This window comes from Variovorax paradoxus (genome assembly GCA_016806145.1).
GTDB lineage: Bacteria > Pseudomonadota > Gammaproteobacteria > Burkholderiales > Burkholderiaceae_C > Variovorax.
This window is the reverse complement of the sequence record CP063166.1, coordinates 1,361,054-1,376,084: the sequence shown is the minus strand read 5'-3', so window position 1 is coordinate 1,376,084 and position 15,031 is coordinate 1,361,054. Positions and strand designations below refer to the sequence as shown.

At 69.1% G+C, this 15,031-nt stretch carries 13 protein-coding genes; 2 read left to right on the top strand and 11 right to left on the bottom strand.

The window, feature by feature from the left end; translation table 11 throughout:
- Positions 1 to 6: 6 nt before the first annotated feature.
- The 10 genes from INQ48_06325 to INQ48_06280 all read right to left on the bottom strand — a co-directional run bounded on the left by INQ48_06325 (position 7) and on the right by INQ48_06280 (position 11,493).
- Complete coding sequence (locus INQ48_06325; GenBank protein ID QRF58852.1) at positions 7 to 822, bottom strand: ABC transporter permease; 816 nt, start codon at positions 820 to 822, stop codon at positions 7 to 9.
- On the bottom strand, positions 819 to 1,634 hold the full coding sequence (locus INQ48_06320) for an ABC transporter ATP-binding protein (protein QRF58851.1): 816 nt from the start codon (positions 1,632 to 1,634) through the stop codon (positions 819 to 821). The genes INQ48_06325 and INQ48_06320 overlap by 4 nt, the downstream gene beginning before the upstream one ends.
- A gap of 4 nt (positions 1,635 to 1,638) precedes the next feature.
- Positions 1,639 to 2,682, bottom strand: coding sequence for an ABC transporter substrate-binding protein (locus INQ48_06315; GenBank protein ID QRF58850.1), 1,044 nt, complete (start codon positions 2,680 to 2,682; stop codon positions 1,639 to 1,641).
- Between the two features lie 118 nt (positions 2,683 to 2,800).
- Positions 2,801 to 3,541 carry a GntR family transcriptional regulator gene (locus INQ48_06310; GenBank protein ID QRF58849.1) on the bottom strand — a complete coding sequence of 247 codons (741 nt, stop codon included), beginning with the start codon at positions 3,539 to 3,541 and terminating at the stop codon, positions 2,801 to 2,803.
- Positions 3,542 to 3,607: 66 nt separating this feature from the next.
- Positions 3,608 to 4,870: an MFS transporter gene (locus INQ48_06305; GenBank protein ID QRF58848.1), complete on the bottom strand. Its 1,263-nt coding sequence runs from the start codon at positions 4,868 to 4,870 to the stop codon at positions 3,608 to 3,610.
- Positions 4,871 to 5,305: 435 nt separating this feature from the next.
- Positions 5,306 to 6,130, bottom strand: coding sequence for a phosphonoacetaldehyde hydrolase (locus INQ48_06300; GenBank protein QRF58847.1), 825 nt, complete (start codon positions 6,128 to 6,130; stop codon positions 5,306 to 5,308).
- 30 nt (positions 6,131 to 6,160) lie between these two features.
- Positions 6,161 to 7,294: a TIGR03364 family FAD-dependent oxidoreductase gene (locus tag INQ48_06295; protein ID QRF58846.1), complete on the bottom strand. Its 1,134-nt coding sequence runs from the start codon at positions 7,292 to 7,294 to the stop codon at positions 6,161 to 6,163.
- The gene (locus INQ48_06290; protein ID QRF58845.1) at positions 7,291 to 9,006 is read right to left on the bottom strand and encodes a putative 2-aminoethylphosphonate ABC transporter permease subunit; all 1,716 of its coding nucleotides are present in this window, start codon (positions 9,004 to 9,006) and stop codon (positions 7,291 to 7,293) included. Before INQ48_06290 ends, INQ48_06295 begins: the two co-directional genes overlap by 4 nt.
- Positions 9,007 to 9,293: 287 nt before the next feature.
- Entirely contained in the window at positions 9,294 to 10,367 is a 1,074-nt protein-coding gene (locus INQ48_06285; GenBank protein ID QRF58844.1) for an ATP-binding cassette domain-containing protein, read from the bottom strand.
- 91 nt (positions 10,368 to 10,458) lie between these two features.
- Positions 10,459 to 11,493, bottom strand: a complete 1,035-nt coding sequence (locus INQ48_06280) for a putative 2-aminoethylphosphonate ABC transporter substrate-binding protein (protein QRF58843.1) — start codon at positions 11,491 to 11,493, stop codon at positions 10,459 to 10,461.
- 241 nt (positions 11,494 to 11,734) lie between these two features.
- On the opposite strand from INQ48_06280, the gene INQ48_06275 reads away from it, so the two are divergent.
- Positions 11,735 to 12,301 carry an HD domain-containing protein gene (locus tag INQ48_06275; GenBank protein ID QRF58842.1) on the top strand — a complete coding sequence of 189 codons (567 nt, stop codon included), beginning with the start codon at positions 11,735 to 11,737 and terminating at the stop codon, positions 12,299 to 12,301.
- 119 nt (positions 12,302 to 12,420) lie between these two features.
- Complete coding sequence (locus INQ48_06270; protein ID QRF58841.1) at positions 12,421 to 14,205, top strand: ABC transporter ATP-binding protein/permease; 1,785 nt, start codon at positions 12,421 to 12,423, stop codon at positions 14,203 to 14,205.
- Here the strand turns inward: INQ48_06270 and queC are convergent.
- A complete protein-coding gene (gene queC / locus INQ48_06265; protein ID QRF58840.1) occupies positions 14,163 to 14,891 on the bottom strand; it encodes a 7-cyano-7-deazaguanine synthase QueC in 729 nt (242 codons plus the stop codon). The genes INQ48_06270 and queC overlap by 43 nt on opposite strands.
- Positions 14,892 to 15,031 lie beyond the last annotated feature (140 nt).

Here is a 15,031-nt window from a genome sequence, read left to right as displayed (position 1 = left end):
GTCGCTTCATCCTTCCTTGCCGCCCCAGTGGACGACCTTGTTTTCGAGCGCCCGCGCCAGCAGGTCGAGCAGGTAGCCGAGGACCGCCATGATCAGCGCGCCGACGATCACGACGTTGGTGAGCAGGAAGTCGGAGGCCGACATCGCCATGTAGGCGATGCCCGCGTTGGTGGCGATCATCTCGGCGCCCACCAGCATGGTCACGCCCAGGCCGATGCTCACGCGGATGCCGGTGAAGATGCCCGGCAGGCTGGCCGGGAAGATCACGCGCCGGAAGATCATGGTGCGCGAGGCGCCCAGCGCCATTGCGGCCTGCACCTTGCGCCGGCCCACCGCGCGCACCGCCTGCATGGCGCTGATCGAGAGGATCGGGAACAGCGCGAGCACGATGATCACGATCTTCGAGACCTCGCCGATGCCGAACCAGATGATGAGCAGCGGCAGCAGCGCGAGCTTGGGCATCGGCCGCGTGATCTCGATCGGCGGATCGAGCAGCGCCTTCACGGTCTCGTTCATGCCCATCCACAGCCCCAGCGGCACCGCCACCAGCACCGTGAGCCCGAAGGCCACGCCGAAGCGGAACAGGCTGATGCCCAGGTGGTGCGCGAGCGTCTTGCCCTGGTAGCCGTTCTGCATGAGCTGCAAAAAGGTGTTCCATACCGACATCGGCGAAGGCAGGAACAGCGGCGCGACCAGCGGCTGGTCGCCCACGATCGGCACGGTGATCAGCAGCCACAGCGCGAACAGCGCGGCGAAGGAGCCGAGGTTGATCCAGCGCGCACGGCCGCGCGCGCCGTTCGGCCGATTGGATACGGCGCTCATCGCTGGGCCTCCTGATGCTGCGCGGCCAGCGCCTCCTCGCGCAGCAGGCCGAAGATCTCGGCCTTCATGCGCGCGAACTCGGCGCTCGCGACCACGGCCGGATCGTCGCTCTGCGCGAAGCCCGGATGGAACTTCGCCTTGATGCGCCCGGGCCGCGCCGACATCACGACGATCTCGGTCGCGAGGAACAGCGCCTCGTCGATGCTGTGGGTGATCCACAGCACGGTCTTGCGCGTCTCGTGCCAGATGCGCTTGATCTCCTCCTGCAGCAGCTCGCGCGTCTGCGCGTCGAGCGCGGCGAAGGGCTCGTCCATCAGCAGGATCTCGGGCGAATTGGCGAGCGCGCGCGCGATGCCCACGCGCTGCTGCATGCCGCCCGAGAGCTCGTAGGGATAGCGCTTCGCAAAGCTCGTGAGGCCGACCATCTCGAGGTACTGCGAGGCGATGCGCGTGGCCTCGGCGGCCGACTTGCCCGTGGCCAGCGGCCCGAAGGCCACGTTGTCGATCACGCGCATCCAGGTGAACAGCGCGCCCTGCTGGAACACCACGCCGCGGCGCGGATCGGGGCCGCGCACCGGCTGGCCGTCCATCAGCACGCGGCCGGCCGTGGGCTGCTCGAAGCCCGCGAGGATGTTCAGCAGCGTGCTCTTGCCGCAGCCCGAGGGGCCGAGCAGGCAGGTGAAGGCGCCCTCGGCGATGTCGAGCGTGATCGGCTCCAGCGCCTGCACCGCGTCGGGGCCGTCGCCGAAGCGCTTGGAGACTTCCTCGAAACGGACCTTGGGCGTGCCCGCCTGCTGCGGTGGCAGTCCCATGGCCTCAGGCGGCCATCTTGGCGACGAAGCTCGAATCGACGAGCCCGCTCAGGTCCTTCGGCATGGCCGAGATCTGCGCCGACTCCAGGAGGAACTGCGCCTGCGTCTGCAAGGTCTTGAGCACGCCCGTGTCCTTCTCGCCGGGCTTGCCCATCCAGTGGCTCTGCAGCTGCTCGCGCGCGGGCACCGGGTAGAAGGTGTTGAGCGAGCGCATCACCGCGGCCTCGTCGACGTTGAGGAATTTGGTCATGGTCTCGACCACTTCCTTCGGTTCCTGCTTGAAGGTGCGCGCGATCTGCTCGTAGTCCTTGAGGAAGGCCAGCACCAGGTCGGGCGACTTCTGCTTGAACTCGTCGCGCACCAGCAGGCCGTCGAAGATCAGCAGGTTGTTCTTGTTGAGATCGCCGGTCTTGAAGATGATCTTGCCGCCGTCGTCGGTCAGGCGCGGCAGCACCGGCACCCAGATGTAGCTGGCATCGATCTCGCGGCGCTGCCAGGCCGAGGCGATCTGGTCGGCGCGCATGTTGATGAGCTGCACGTCCGCCAGGCCGATGCCCGCGGTCTTGAGCGCCGCCACCGCCGCGAAGTGCACCGAGGTGTTGAACGGCAGGCCGATCTTCTTGCCCTTGAGCCCCGCCACCGTGGTGATGCCCGAGTTGCCCTGCACCACCAGGCATTCGCTGTCGACGATGTTCTTGTAGACGTAGACCATCGAGGCCTTCAGCCCGTTGGCGTAGCCGACCATCATCGGGCTGGAGCCGATGTTGCACATGTCGAGGCTGCCGCCGGCCATGGCAGCGATCACCTCGGAGCCCGCGCGCACGGTCACGAAGTCGGCGCTGGTGCCGGCGCCGAAGGTCCTGGCCGCCATGTTCTTCGCGCGGATGTAGTTCTGCGCATCGATGGCGCCGAAGGTGCCGAGCTTGACCGAGCGCGACTGCGCGGCGGCCGGGCCCGAGGCCCCGAGCAGCAGCGAACCGGCGGAGGAGGCCAGCAGCATGTGGGCGCTGGCCAGGTGGAACTCGCGGCGGGAGAGATTCAACTTCATGCGACGGCCTTTCTTCGAACAGACGAAGGAACTGGAGCCCCGGCAACGAGGCCTTGGGCCGCACTTTAGGCGATCAGAATATATTCTGTCTACGCAATAACCCGCGCCAGCCGCTTTTTCAGGGCTTGAGCAGCCGGATCAGGTAACGCGAGCCATGCGTCAGGTCGTCGCGCATCGCCTGCCCGAGCGCGTCGCCGTCGCGCCGGCGCAGGGCGTCCATGGCCGTCAGATGCGTCTCGTGCCCTGTGAGGCTGCCGCAGTACTGCGGGAACAGCAGGTTCAGCGTGGGGCCGACGCGCAGCCACAGGCTCTCGATGATGCGGATCAGGATGGCCTGGCCCGAGGCGCGATATATCGAGAGATGGAATTCGGTGTTCTCAAGCAGGGTGCGATGGGCGTCGCCGGCCTGGATGGCCGCCAGGTGCGCCTGCACCACGCCGTCGAGGCGCTCGATCTCGTCGTTCGAGATGCGCGGCGCGGCCTCCTTGGCGGCCAGGCATTCGAGCTCCATGCGGATCTTCAGGATCTCGCGGTAGGTCTCGACGTCGAGGCGCGGCACGCGGATGGTGCGGCCGTTGACCACCTCGAGCCCGTGCTCCACCACCAGCCGCTGCACCGCCTCGCGCACCGGCGTCAGGCTCACGCCCTGGCTCTCGGCCACGCCGCGCACGGTCAGCACCTGCTCGGGCAGCAGCGCGCCGGTCATCAGCGACTGGCGCAGCCGCTGGTAGACCTGGTCGGTCAGCGTGTCGGCGCGCGCGCCCTGCGCCTCTTCCTTCAGCGCCGGTTCCGCATGGGCGGCACGGCGCGCGCGCGGGCGAACGTCGGGGCGGCGGGCGGTGGGCTTGGAGGCGGGCATCGGGATCGGCTCGGTGGGATTGTGGCTTGAATATACTCTGCCGCCTCCAGCCGCCCGGGCGCTGGCTCAGGCCGGCGCGACGCGGCGGCCGCGCCCCATGACGCGGTAGAGCAGGAAGGCCGCGATCGAGACGTTGACGAGGTTCCAGGCGATGCCGTTGAGGAAGGCCGCGTGGTAGCTGCCCGTGAGGTCGAACACCTTGCCCGACATCCAGCCGCCGAGCGCCATGCCGAACAGCGTGAACATCAGCACCGTGCCCACGCGCGCGCCCGCCTCGGAGGCCGGGAAGTGCTCGCGCACGATGATCGCGTAAGAAGGGACGATGCCGCCCTGGAACAGGCCGAACAGCGCCGACACCACGTACAGCGGCACCAGGCCGTCGAAGGGCAGGAACAGCAGCAGCGCCACGCACTGCAGCGCGCCGCCGAGCAGCAGCGTGCGCAGCCCGCCGATGCGGTCGCAGATGGCGCCCGACACCAGCCGGCTCACCACGCCGAAGGCCAGCATCAGCGAGAGCATCTGCGCACCGCGCGCGGCGCCGAAGCCGAGGTCGCTGCAGTAGGCCACGATGTGCACCTGCGGCATCGCCATCGCCACGCAGCAGGCCACGCCCGCCACGCACAGCAGGCCCTGCGCCGTGCCGGTGCTGAAGCCGAAGGGCCGCGCGAGGTTGCGCACCGCGGCGCCGCCGGGGCCGGCCACGGGCGGTGCGGCGACGGCCGCCGGCGGACGCGCGCGGAAGCAGAAGGCCAGCGCCACCATCGTGACGCTGCAGAACAGGCCCATGCCGATGTAGGTTTGGCGCCAGCCCACGGTCTCGATGAAGTGCTGCACGATCGGCGGCCACACCGCGCCGGCCACGTAGTTGCCGCTGGCGCAGATCGCCACCGCGATGCCGCGCCGCTTGACGAACCACAGCGACGTGTCGGCCACCAGCGGCGCGAAGGCCACCGAGCTGCCGAGCAGGCCGACCAGCAGGGTCTGGGCGATGGTGAAGGAGACGATGCCGCCCGCGAGGCCCGAGGCGACATAGCCGAGCCCGAGGCAGACGGCGCCGCCGAGCAGCGGCCACATGATGCCGAAGCGGTCGGCCAGCTTGCCCATGAGCACGCCGCCGATGCCGAAGCCCAGCATCAGCAGCGTGTAGGGCAGCGAGGCCTGCGCACGGTCGATGCCGAACTCGGCCTGCACCGAGGGCAGCATCACCGACACCACGTACATGCCGCTGCTGCCGACCGTCATGATCAGCAGCGTGAGGCCGAGCCGCACCATGGCGTAGCGCGAGTCGGGCTGGTGGGAGGGGTGGCGTGCTGCGAGCGTCTCCGTCATCGTTCTCTTTCTTGTCCTGCATGCGGCCGTCGGGAAGACGGCGAGGGCGAGCATACAAGGCAAGCCGCGATGGCGCACGAGCGCACCGCGCCAACGGCGCGTCAATGCCCCGGGGCCTTGTCAGCCCACCGACGGCGCGACCAGCGGCTGCGCGGTCGAGGCCTTGGGCATCGGACCGCCCGGCCTGGGCTTGTCGTCGCAGCCGGCGGCCATCAGGCCGAGGCAGCAGCAGAGTGCGAGGAAGAGGTTTCGCATGCGAGGCATGCTAGGACCGCTCGGGGTGCGGTCAAGTCGGACGCTGCGCCGATTGGAACGTCGTCCTGCTCCTTCTCCCTCTGGGGGAAGGTCGGGATGGGGGCAGGCGGCGCATCGTGCGGAGGCTGCGTGCCCCCACCCCGGCCCTCCCCCAGCGGGGGAGGGAGAAAGAAAGAAAACTCAGCGCGCGGGACGCTCGCCGGCGGCGAGGCGGCGCTCGATGTCGTCGAGCACCGGCATGAGCTCGGCCACGCTGTCGATCACGTAGTGCGCGCCGGACGCCTTCAGCTGCTCGGTGGCCTGCTCGCGGCGTGCCTGCTGCTCGTCGGCGCCGAGCGCCTGCCATTCGGCCAGGGTCAGCCCCATCACGTTGCCGCTGACCGCGAGGCCCACGGCCCAGGTGCCGGCGTTCAGGCCTTCCTCGAGGCCCACGCCGGTGTCGTCGACCTTCACCACGGTGTGGGCCGGCCACACGCCGAGGTCGGCGAAGCAGCGGTACATCATCAGCGGCGAAGGCCGGCCGGCCGCCAGGTCGCCCGCGCACACGATGTTGTCTGGCACGTAGCCGCCCTGCGCGGCGATGGCCGCGACCACTTCCATGATCGGGCGGTTGTAGCCGGTGGTCGAGCCGATCTTCATGCCGCGCGCACGCGCCGCGGCCACGGCGTCGAGCGCGCCCGGAATGAAGTCGGCATGGTCGCGCGCGCTCGCGGCATTCATCGGCGTGAACACCTCGTAGAGCCGGTCGACGTCGGCATCATCGAAGGCATGGCCGTGCTTCGCCTCCCACTGCGCGGCGATGCGCGGCTGCGAGCCCAGCGCCTTGATGTGGTCCCACTTGGCCATGCCCATCGGGCCGCGCGCCTCGGCGATGGTGATCTCGATGCCGAACTGCTCGAACAGCTTCACGAAGGCGCCCATGGGCGCGCAGGAGCCGAAGTCGAGGATGGTGCCGGCCCAGTCGAAGACGACGGCCTGGAGTTTCGAGGAATGCGGATCGGACATGGCGAAGTTTGGTTCAGGAGAAATGGGGTGTCACCAGCCGGCGAACACGTCGTGCGCGATGCCGAAGCCGGTGCTGGCGCCGGTGCCGCTGGTGACCAGCACCACGCGGGTCGCATCGTCGGGCGCGTCGATCACGCAGGGCGTGGTCTTCGAGGAGGGATAGACGCCGTTCCAGCGCTCGACGATCTGCGCGCTCTCGAGGTCGAGCGTGCTGCGCAGGTGGCGCAGGATCAGCCGGTCGACCTCCTCCAGCGCGAAGGGCTCGGGCGCGGCGGCGTAGTGGTGCGAATCGCCGACCACCAGCGAGCCGTCGGCGCTCTGCACCACGATCAGGTGGATGCCGTGCGCGAGCGAAGCCGCTTCTTCCTGCTGCAGGCGCTCGCGCAGCGCGGCCGCCTCGGGCAGCGTGCTGTAGCCCTCGTAGCGCACCAGGCTCAGGTCCATCATCACCGCGCCCGGCAGCCGGAAGCCGGCCTCGGGCTGCACGCGCAGCATCTGCAGCCGGCACAGGGTGAGGTCGTGGGCCGCGATGCGATCGGCGAACAGGCCATGCAGTTCGCTGTTGGTGCAGACCACCACGCGCTCGGCATGCAGCTCGCCGCGCGAGGTGCGCACGCGCGGCGTCTGCACCTCCAGCACCGCCTCGCCGAAGCGGAAGGTCACGCCGTGCGCGCGCGCCAGCCAGGTGGCGAGCCGGCCGATCGCGGTGCGCGATTCCACGCGCAGCTCGTGCGGGCTGAACAGCACCGAGCGCGCGTCGGCCAGGTGCAGTGCGGGCGCCTTGGCCTGGGCCTCGGCGGCGTCGATCAGCTGGCAGGCCTCGCCCATGGGCGTGCGCATGAAGGCCTCGAGCACCGCATGCGCCTCGGGCCGGTAGGCCGCGAGCCACAGGTGGCGATGCACGATGTCGATGTCGGCCTGCGGCGCGATCTCCTGCCACACGTCGCGCGAATGCATGGCGCGGCGCCAGCTGTCGCCCGGCGCCTGGCCGGTCACGGTGATGAAGCCGAAGTTGCGGATCGAGGCGCCGATGCAGGCAGCATCGCGCTCGATCACGCAGACCCGCAGGCCGCGCTTGGCGGCCGTGTAGGCATGCGCGAGGCCGACGATGCCGGCGCCGACGACGATGACGTCGAACGAGGAGGAGTTGGGAGCGGCGGTCAACGGTGTCTCCAGGCTTGGGTGCGAACGAGCGCCCAGCGGCCGGCCAGCGCGAACAGGCCGCGGCCGGCGGCGGCCGTGAGCATGATCAGCGAGGCCATGGCCGCGGCGGGCGCCACGTCGCCGGCATCGTCCATGTTGAGCACGGCGATGGCGGCCAGCGTGGTCTGCGGCGAATAGAGGAACACGACGGCCGAGACGGTGGTCATCGCGTTGACGAAGAAATAGCCGCCGACGTTGAGCACCGTGGGCAGCGCGACCGGCAGGTGCACGCGCCACAGGGTGCGCCAGAACGGGATGCCCATCGATTCGGAGACCAGCTCGTACTCGCGGTCGAGCTGGCGCAGCGCGGTCAGCGAGGTGAGGTGCGCGACCGAGAAGAAATGCGCCACGGTGCAGACCACGAGGATGGTCATGCTGCCGTAGATGGCGCGCAGCGGGTTCGAGGGCGAGATGAAGAAGAAAATGTAGCCCACGCCGAGTACCAGGCCCGGCACGGCGAGCGGCAGGTTGGCCAGCAGGTTCAGCAGCTCGCGCAACAGGCCGAAGTGGCGCGGCTTCTCGACCAGGTAGGCCGAGACGAAGGTGAGCAGCGCGCCCGCCACGGCGGCGCAGACCGCGAGCCGCAGCGAGTTGAAGTAGCTGCCCCAGCCGCCGCCGTCCATGTTGCTGAAGTCGTAGTTCTTGAACGAGGGCGCGAGCTGGTAGGGCCAGTAGGTGGCGAGCGAGGCGAACACGGCCATGCCGATCATCACGAGGATGGCGCAGGCCGTGAGCGCGCAGAACACGAGCAGCGCGCGGTCGCGCGTGCGCACCGGCTCGGGCTGGTAGGGCGTGGCACGCGCCGACAGCGCGGCGGCCTGCTTGCGCCGCACGTGGCGTTCGACCAGGAAGGACAGCACGGCCGGGATCAGCAGCACGAAGCCCACCACCGCGCCCATCTGGAAGTTCTGCTGCCCGACCACCTGCTTGTAGATGTCGGTCGCGAGCACGCCGGTCTGGCCGCCCACCACCTTGGGCACGCCGAAGTCGGTGATCACCAGCACGAACACCACCATCGCGGCCACGATCAGCCCGTAGCGCGTGGACGGCAAGGTGACGGTGCGGAACATGCGCCAGCGCGAAGCACCGAGGGTCTGCGCGGCCTCGTAGAGGCGGCCGTCGGAGGTCGCCATCGCGGTGGTGAGGATCAGCAGCGCATGCGGCAGGGTCCAGAACACCGAGCCCAGCACGATGCCCAGCGGACCGTAGATGGACGCGCCACCGAGCAGGCCCTTGAACAGGCCCTGGTTGCCGAACAGGTAGACCAGGCTGATGGCGGGCAGCAGCGAGGGCGCGAGCAGCGGTATCAGCGCGACGGCGCGCAGCACGCCCTTGGCCGGCATGCACGAGAGCGTGAGGCCATACGCGTAGACGTAGGCGATGGCGGTGCAGATCACGGCGCTGATCGCGGCCAGCCAGAGGCTGTTGAAGGCGGACTGGACCAGGGCGGGGTTGTCGAGGTAGCGCGCGAAGTTGGCGAGGCCTACGAAGCCGCCCTCGCGGTCGAAGAAGCTCTGGCCTACGAGGGCGCTGACGGGGAAGGCGACGATGACCAGCAGCAGTGCGACGACGAGCAGCACGGCGGCGCCGGTGAGCCAGCGCTCGCGGTCTACGGCGCTGGCGCGTATCGGCGCTACGGGGATTACTGCAATGGCTTCTTGGGTGCTGCTCATTTTGATTGTCCGGGGCGCGTGCACAGGACAGCGGGTACTTCCCTCCGCGAATGTCCCCCGCCTTCGGCTCCTCCTTTATTTCGCTGCGGGAAGCACCCACTGCCCTGTGCACGTGGGCGCTGCGGTGGTGCCAGCCGGTTCAACCGACCTGCTCCAGACTCACGTCGATGGGGTACTCCCCGCAGCGAAATAAAGGAGGAGGCCGCAGGCCGGGGGACATTCGCGGAGGGGAGTACCCCGTCGGCGTGAGTCCGCCCCGAACCTTGCATCGCCAGACAACACGTCATTCAATGCGCCAGCACCGACAACGCATGCAAAGGCAACTGGATATGCACCATGCTGCTCGGCACCAGCGGCTCGCCGCCATGGCCCTGCGCATCGGCCGGCAGCTCGGCCTCGATCTCGATGCCCAGCGGCTCGCAGGCCAGGCGCGCGGCGGTGCGGTTGCCGAAGAACTCGGTGTCGAGCAGGCGTGCCGCGAAGCTGTTGGCGCCGAGCTCGGCACCGAAGCGCTTCACCACCACGTGCTCGGGACGAATGCCCACGGTGGCCTGCGAACCCACGCTGAGGTTGCCGGGGGCGCAGAACAGTTCGGCGTCGCGCACGCGCACCTTGCCGTCGGCCAGCACCGTGGCCGGCAGCATGTTCATGCGGCCGACGAAGCCCGCGACGAAACGCGTGCGCGGCTGGCGGTAGAGCTCGTCGGGCGTGCCGGCCTGCTCGATGCGCCCGTCGTGCATCAGCACCACGCGGTCGGCCATCGAGAGTGCCTCTTCCTGGTCGTGCGTGACCATGATGGTGACGATGCCCAGGCGCTTCTGCAGCGCGCGGATCTCGGTGCGCAGGCTGGCGCGCACCTGCGCGTCGAGCGCCGACAGCGGCTCGTCGAGCAGCAGCAGGCGCGGATTGGGCGCGAGCGCGCGGGCCAGCGCCACGCGCTGCTGCTGGCCGCCCGAGAGTTGTACCGGGTACTTGTCGGCATGTGCCGCCAGGCCCACCAGGTCGAGCATCTCGCGCGAACGCTTGGCCATCTCGCGCGCCAGCGCGCCCGTGGGATGCAGGCCGTAGGCGATGTTCTGCGCCGCCGTCAGGTTGGGGAACAGCGCATACGACTGGAACACCACCCCGAAGCCGCGCGCCGCCGGCGGCAGGCCCGCGATGTCCTGGCCGCCTAGCAGGATCTGCCCGCGGTCCGCGCGCTCGATGCCGCAGACGATGCGCAGCAAGGTCGTCTTGCCGCAGCCCGAGGGGCCGAGCAGGCAGACGAACTCGCCGGGTTCGATGGTGAGATCGATACCGTCGAGCACGCGCGTCGCGCCGAAGGATTTTTCGATGCCGCGGAGGGAAAGAAAACTGGTCATGAGGGTATCCACCGTTCGCTCTGAGCCCGTCGAAGGGCTGCTTCGCTCGCGCCAGGCTTCGACAGGCTCAGCCCGAACGGTTGGGCGTGCATCAGAGCGGGGCCTTCTTTTCCGACTTCGATTCGTAGCGCTTCGACCACTCGGCCAGGATGCGGTCGCGGTTCGCGGCGGCCCAGGTGAAGTCGTTCTTGGCCAGCAGCTTCTCCACGTCGCCCGGCACGAACTCCAGCTTTTCCTGGATGCCCGGCAGCGCCAGCACCGCGAAGTTCTTCGCGTAGAGCTCGTTGGCCTGCTTCGTCACGGCCCAGTCGGCCAGTGCCTTGGCGGCGTCCTGCTTCTTGCTGGTCTTGATGATGCCGGTGGCTTCCATGTCCCAGCCCAGGCCTTCCTTGGGCAGCACGATGTCGATCGGCGCGCCGTCGCGCTTGGTCTTGTTGGCGCGGTACTCGAAGGACATGCCGAGCGCGAACTCGCCGGCGCCGGCCTGGCGGCAAGGCTTGCTGCCCGACTGGCTGTAGATGCCGATGTTCTGGTGCAGCGCGTCCATGTACTTCCAGGCCTTGTCCTCGCCCATCATCTGGATCCAGCCCGAGACCATCAGGTAGCCGGTGCCCGAGGCGGCCGGGTTGGGCATCGTGATCTGGCCCTTGTAGACCGGGTTCGTGAGGTCGGCCCAGCTCGTGGGCTTGGGCAGGTTCTTCTTGGTCGCTTCGGCGGTGTTGAAGCAGATGGCCGAGGACCACACGTCCATGCCGACCCACTTGGGCGGGTTGGCCGGATCGCGCATGGTGGGCTTCACCGCGTCGAGGCCCTTGGGCGCGTAGGGCTGCAGCATGCCTTCCTTGTCGAGCAGCATCAGCGAGGTGGCGGCCAGGCCCCACACCACGTCGGCCTGCGGGTTGGCCTTCTCGGCCAGCAGCTTGGCGGTGACGATGCCGGTGGAGTCGCGCACGAACTTCAGTTCGATGGTCGGGTTCTCCTTCTCGAACGCGGCCTTGTAGGCCTGCACCTGGTCGGCTTCGAGCGCGGTGTAGACCAGCAGCTCGGTGCGGCCCTGGGCGGTGGCGGCGAAGGCCAGCGAAAGCAGGGCGGGCACGGCGGCCCAGCGAAGACAACGACGCAGCATGTGAGATCCCTCGGGAAAGATTGGAGCGAGAAACGGGAGACAAACGAAAACGCAACACGGTGGCGCAGGCCTGCCGTGGACGCGGCGATGCTCGCAGCGGCGTGTGACAGGCATTTGTCAGACGCATGCGTTGGGGCATGCCAAAACCCTTCTTGCGACCGGGCTCGCGCGGGCGGTCATGGCCTTGTCATCGAGATACGCGAACTTCGGTGTGCTGTCGCACGCGCTCCGTTTCAGAACAATGACACTCGACCTCGCCGAGATCGCCCGCCTTTTTGCCGAACGCGGCGGCGTGGCCTATGCGGGCGAGCCCGTGTCGCAGGCCGAGCACGCGCTGCAATGCGCCTGGCTGGCCGAACAGGCCGAGGCCGGCGATGCGCTGGTGACGGCCGCGCTGCTGCACGACCTGGGCCATATGCTGATCACCGAGCACCAGACGCTCGAGCGCTCGCCGACCGAACTCGGCATCGACGACCGCCACCAGTACATCGCGCTGCCGCTGCTGCGCGGCGCCTTCGGCCTCGAGGTGCGCGAACCGATCCGGCTGCACGTGGATGCCAAGCGCTACCTCTGCGCGACCCGGCCCGACTACTTCTCGCGGCTCTCGCCCGATTCGGTGCGCAGCCTGCAGTTGCAGGGCGGCCCAATGAACGACGCGGCCGCGCGACGCTTCGCCGACCATCCATGGTCGGGCGATGCGATCCGGCTGCGGCTGTGGGACGAGGAGGCGAAGGTCGAGGGCCTGAAGACGCCGCCGCTCTCGCATTTCCTGGCGACCGCGGCGCGCGTGATGCTGGACACCTATTGAGGGGCGCGGTACGCGGGTCGCATGCCGTGCCGGCATGTTTCAGCCCGGTTTAAGAAACATTTGTCTACCATGGCCTCCTCACGATGACCGGCGCGCCCGCGCCAGCGAGGAAAGCCAGCATGTCCCCCACCGTCAACGAACGCGCCCAGACCTTCCTGCAGGTGCTGCGCCGCGTCTTCAAGCTCGCGGCGCCCTACTTCCGGTCCGACGAGAAATGGAAGGCGCGGCTCATGTTCGCGACCATCGTCGCGCTCAACCTGGGCTACGTGTATGTGGCGGTGCTCGGCAACCAGTGGTATGGGCGCTTCTACGACGCGCTGCAGAACAAGGATGCGGCGAGCTTCTGGCGCGAGGTCGGCGTGTTCGGCTGGATCGCCTTCTTCAACATCGCGGTGCAGGTGCTCAAGTTCTACGTGACGCAGCTGCTGCAGCTGCGCTGGCGCACCTGGATGACACGCGAATACATGTCGCGCTGGATGGCCGACCGAACCTTCTACCACCTCGAGCTCGCGCGCTACGCCGGCAAGGAAGGCCAGGCGCCCGACAACCCCGACCAGCGGATCCAGGAAGACGTGCAGATGTTCACCAGCGCCACCATGTCGCTGTCGATGGGCCTGCTGAACGCGGTCGTCACGCTGATGAGCTTCATCGGCCTGCTCTGGGGCCTGTCGGGCAACTTCTCTTTCACCTTCAGCGGCACCACCTACCAGGTGGTGGGAGCGATGGTCTGGATCGCGCTCGCCTACTCCATCGTCGGCACCGCGATCACCCATTTCATCGGCCGCCCGCTGATCGGGATCAACTTCCGCCAGCAGCGCTACGAGGCCGACTTCCGGCACCACCTGATGCGCGTGCGCGAATACAGCGAAGCGGTGGCGCTGGACCACGGCGAGAAGGTCGAGCGCGCCCAGCTCGACACGCGTTTCGGCAACGTGCTGCGCAACTACCTGCTGCTGATCAAGCAGCAGAAGAACCTCGTCACCTTCACCTCCTTCTTCGGCCAGGCGGCCGTGATCTTTCCGTTCCTGGTCGCGGGGCAGCAGTACTTCGGCGGCGCCTTCCAGCTCGGTCACCTGATGCAGATCGGCTCGGCCTTCGGCAAGGTGCAGGAGTCGCTGAGCTGGTTCGTCGACAACTACGACAGCCTGGCCGTCTGGCGCGCCACCGCGGACCGCCTCTCGAGCTTCGACGAGGGCATGACCGCGCACGCCGCGCGTCCCGAAACGCTGGAGCGCGCGCCGGCCGCGGCGCTGAGCACGCAGGACCTGTCGGTCGCGCTGCCCAACGGCACGCCGCTGCTCAGCGGCGCCGCCCTGTCGGTGCAGCCCGGCGACAGCGTGCTGGTGCAAGGCCCCTCGGGCAGCGGCAAGTCGACGCTGTTCCGCGCCTTCGCGGGCATCTGGCCGTTCTCGAACGGCCGGCTCGAGGTGCCCGAGGACGTGGCCTTCATGCCCCAGCGTCCCTACGTGCCCGACGGCAAGCTGCGCGATGCCCTGACCTATCCCAACCCGTCGACGGATTTCAGCGACGACCAGTTGCGCCAGGCCCTGGCCGATGCGCTGCTGCCCGACCTGGTGGCGCGCCTCGACGACAGCGACGCCTGGGGCCAGAAGCTCTCGGGCGGCGAGCAGCAGCGGCTCGCGATCGCGCGCGTGCTGCTCAAGAAGCCGCGCTGGATCTTCGCCGACGAGATCAGCAGCGCGCTCGACGCGCCGGCCGAGCGCACGCTCTACCAGCGGCTGGCCGGGATGGTGCGCGAGAAAGGCGGCGCGATGGTCTCGATCGCGCACCGCGCCGCGGTCGGCGAGTTCCACACCCAGCGCTGGACGCTGGTGCCCGAGGCCGAGGGCGCGCCCGCGCGCTATCGCGTGGAGGTCGTGCCGGGCACGGCCGGCTCGGCATAGCGCGCCCACCCCTTGGCGCGCAGCTCGCACGCCGGGCACTCCCCGCACCCATAGCCCCAGGCCTGCCGGTGGGTGCGATCGCCCAGGTAGCAGGTGTGGGTCTCCTCGACGATCAGGTCGACCAGCGGCTGGCCACCGAGGCGGTGCGCGAGCTGCCAGGTCTCGGCCTTGTCGATCCACATCAGCGGCGTGTCGATCACCAGCCGGCGCTCCAGCCCCAGCGACAGCGCGAGCTGCATCGCCTTCATGGTGTCGTCGCGGCAGTCGGGGTAGCCCGAGAAGTCGGTCTCGCAGACGCCGGTGACGATCACCTGCAGCCCGCGCCGGTAGGCCAGCGCGCCGGCCAGCGTGAGGAACAGCAGGTTGCGCCCCGGCACGAAGGTGTTGGGCAGGCCGTCGGCCTGCATCTCGAACGCGACCTCCTCGGTCAGCGAGGAACCGCCGAGCTGGGCCAGCGCCGCGAGCGTGAGCACGTGGTCCTGGCCCAGGCGCGGCGCCCAGTCGGGAAAGCGCGCGCGCAGCGAGGCCAGGATGCCGGCGCGCACGTCGAGCTCGACGCGGTGGCGCTGGCCGTAGTCGAAGCCCAGGGTCTCGACGCGCTGGTACTTCGAGAGAGCGTCGGCCAGGCAGGTGGTGGAGTCCTGCCCGCCGGAGAACAGGACGAGGGCGGTGGTGTGCAGGGGCATGAGGGGCTCGGGCAATGGATGGCAGGGCGCGTCGGTGCGCGGGAACGGCGGACCGTGTAGTCCGAACGCGCGATTTTCGCAGCCCGCGCCGCGGCCGCTACCGGCGGCGCGCGGGCCTCGCTACGATGGCCGCGACACCC

What these genes read in the sequence shown, in the direction of transcription:
- INQ48_06325 (QRF58852.1), bottom strand. Translation starts at nt 822, where the DNA reads ATGAGCGCCGTATCCAATCGGCCGAACGGCGCGCGCGGCCGTGCGCGC.
- INQ48_06320 (QRF58851.1), bottom strand. Translation starts at nt 1,634, where the DNA reads ATGGGACTGCCACCGCAGCAGGCGGGCACGCCCAAGGTCCGTTTCGAG.
- INQ48_06315 (QRF58850.1), bottom strand. Translation starts at nt 2,682, where the DNA reads ATGAAGTTGAATCTCTCCCGCCGCGAGTTCCACCTGGCCAGCGCCCAC.
- INQ48_06310 (QRF58849.1), bottom strand. Translation starts at nt 3,541, where the DNA reads ATGCCCGCCTCCAAGCCCACCGCCCGCCGCCCCGACGTTCGCCCGCGC.
- INQ48_06305 (QRF58848.1), bottom strand. Translation starts at nt 4,870, where the DNA reads ATGACGGAGACGCTCGCAGCACGCCACCCCTCCCACCAGCCCGACTCG.
- INQ48_06300 (QRF58847.1), bottom strand. Translation starts at nt 6,130, where the DNA reads ATGTCCGATCCGCATTCCTCGAAACTCCAGGCCGTCGTCTTCGACTGG.
- INQ48_06290 (QRF58845.1), bottom strand. Translation starts at nt 9,006, where the DNA reads ATGAGCAGCACCCAAGAAGCCATTGCAGTAATCCCCGTAGCGCCGATA.
- INQ48_06285 (QRF58844.1), bottom strand. Translation starts at nt 10,367, where the DNA reads ATGACCAGTTTTCTTTCCCTCCGCGGCATCGAAAAATCCTTCGGCGCG.
- INQ48_06280 (QRF58843.1), bottom strand. Translation starts at nt 11,493, where the DNA reads ATGCTGCGTCGTTGTCTTCGCTGGGCCGCCGTGCCCGCCCTGCTTTCG.
- INQ48_06275 (QRF58842.1), top strand. Translation starts at nt 11,735, where the DNA reads ATGACACTCGACCTCGCCGAGATCGCCCGCCTTTTTGCCGAACGCGGC.
- INQ48_06270 (QRF58841.1), top strand. Translation starts at nt 12,421, where the DNA reads ATGTCCCCCACCGTCAACGAACGCGCCCAGACCTTCCTGCAGGTGCTG.
- queC (QRF58840.1), bottom strand. Translation starts at nt 14,891, where the DNA reads ATGCCCCTGCACACCACCGCCCTCGTCCTGTTCTCCGGCGGGCAGGAC.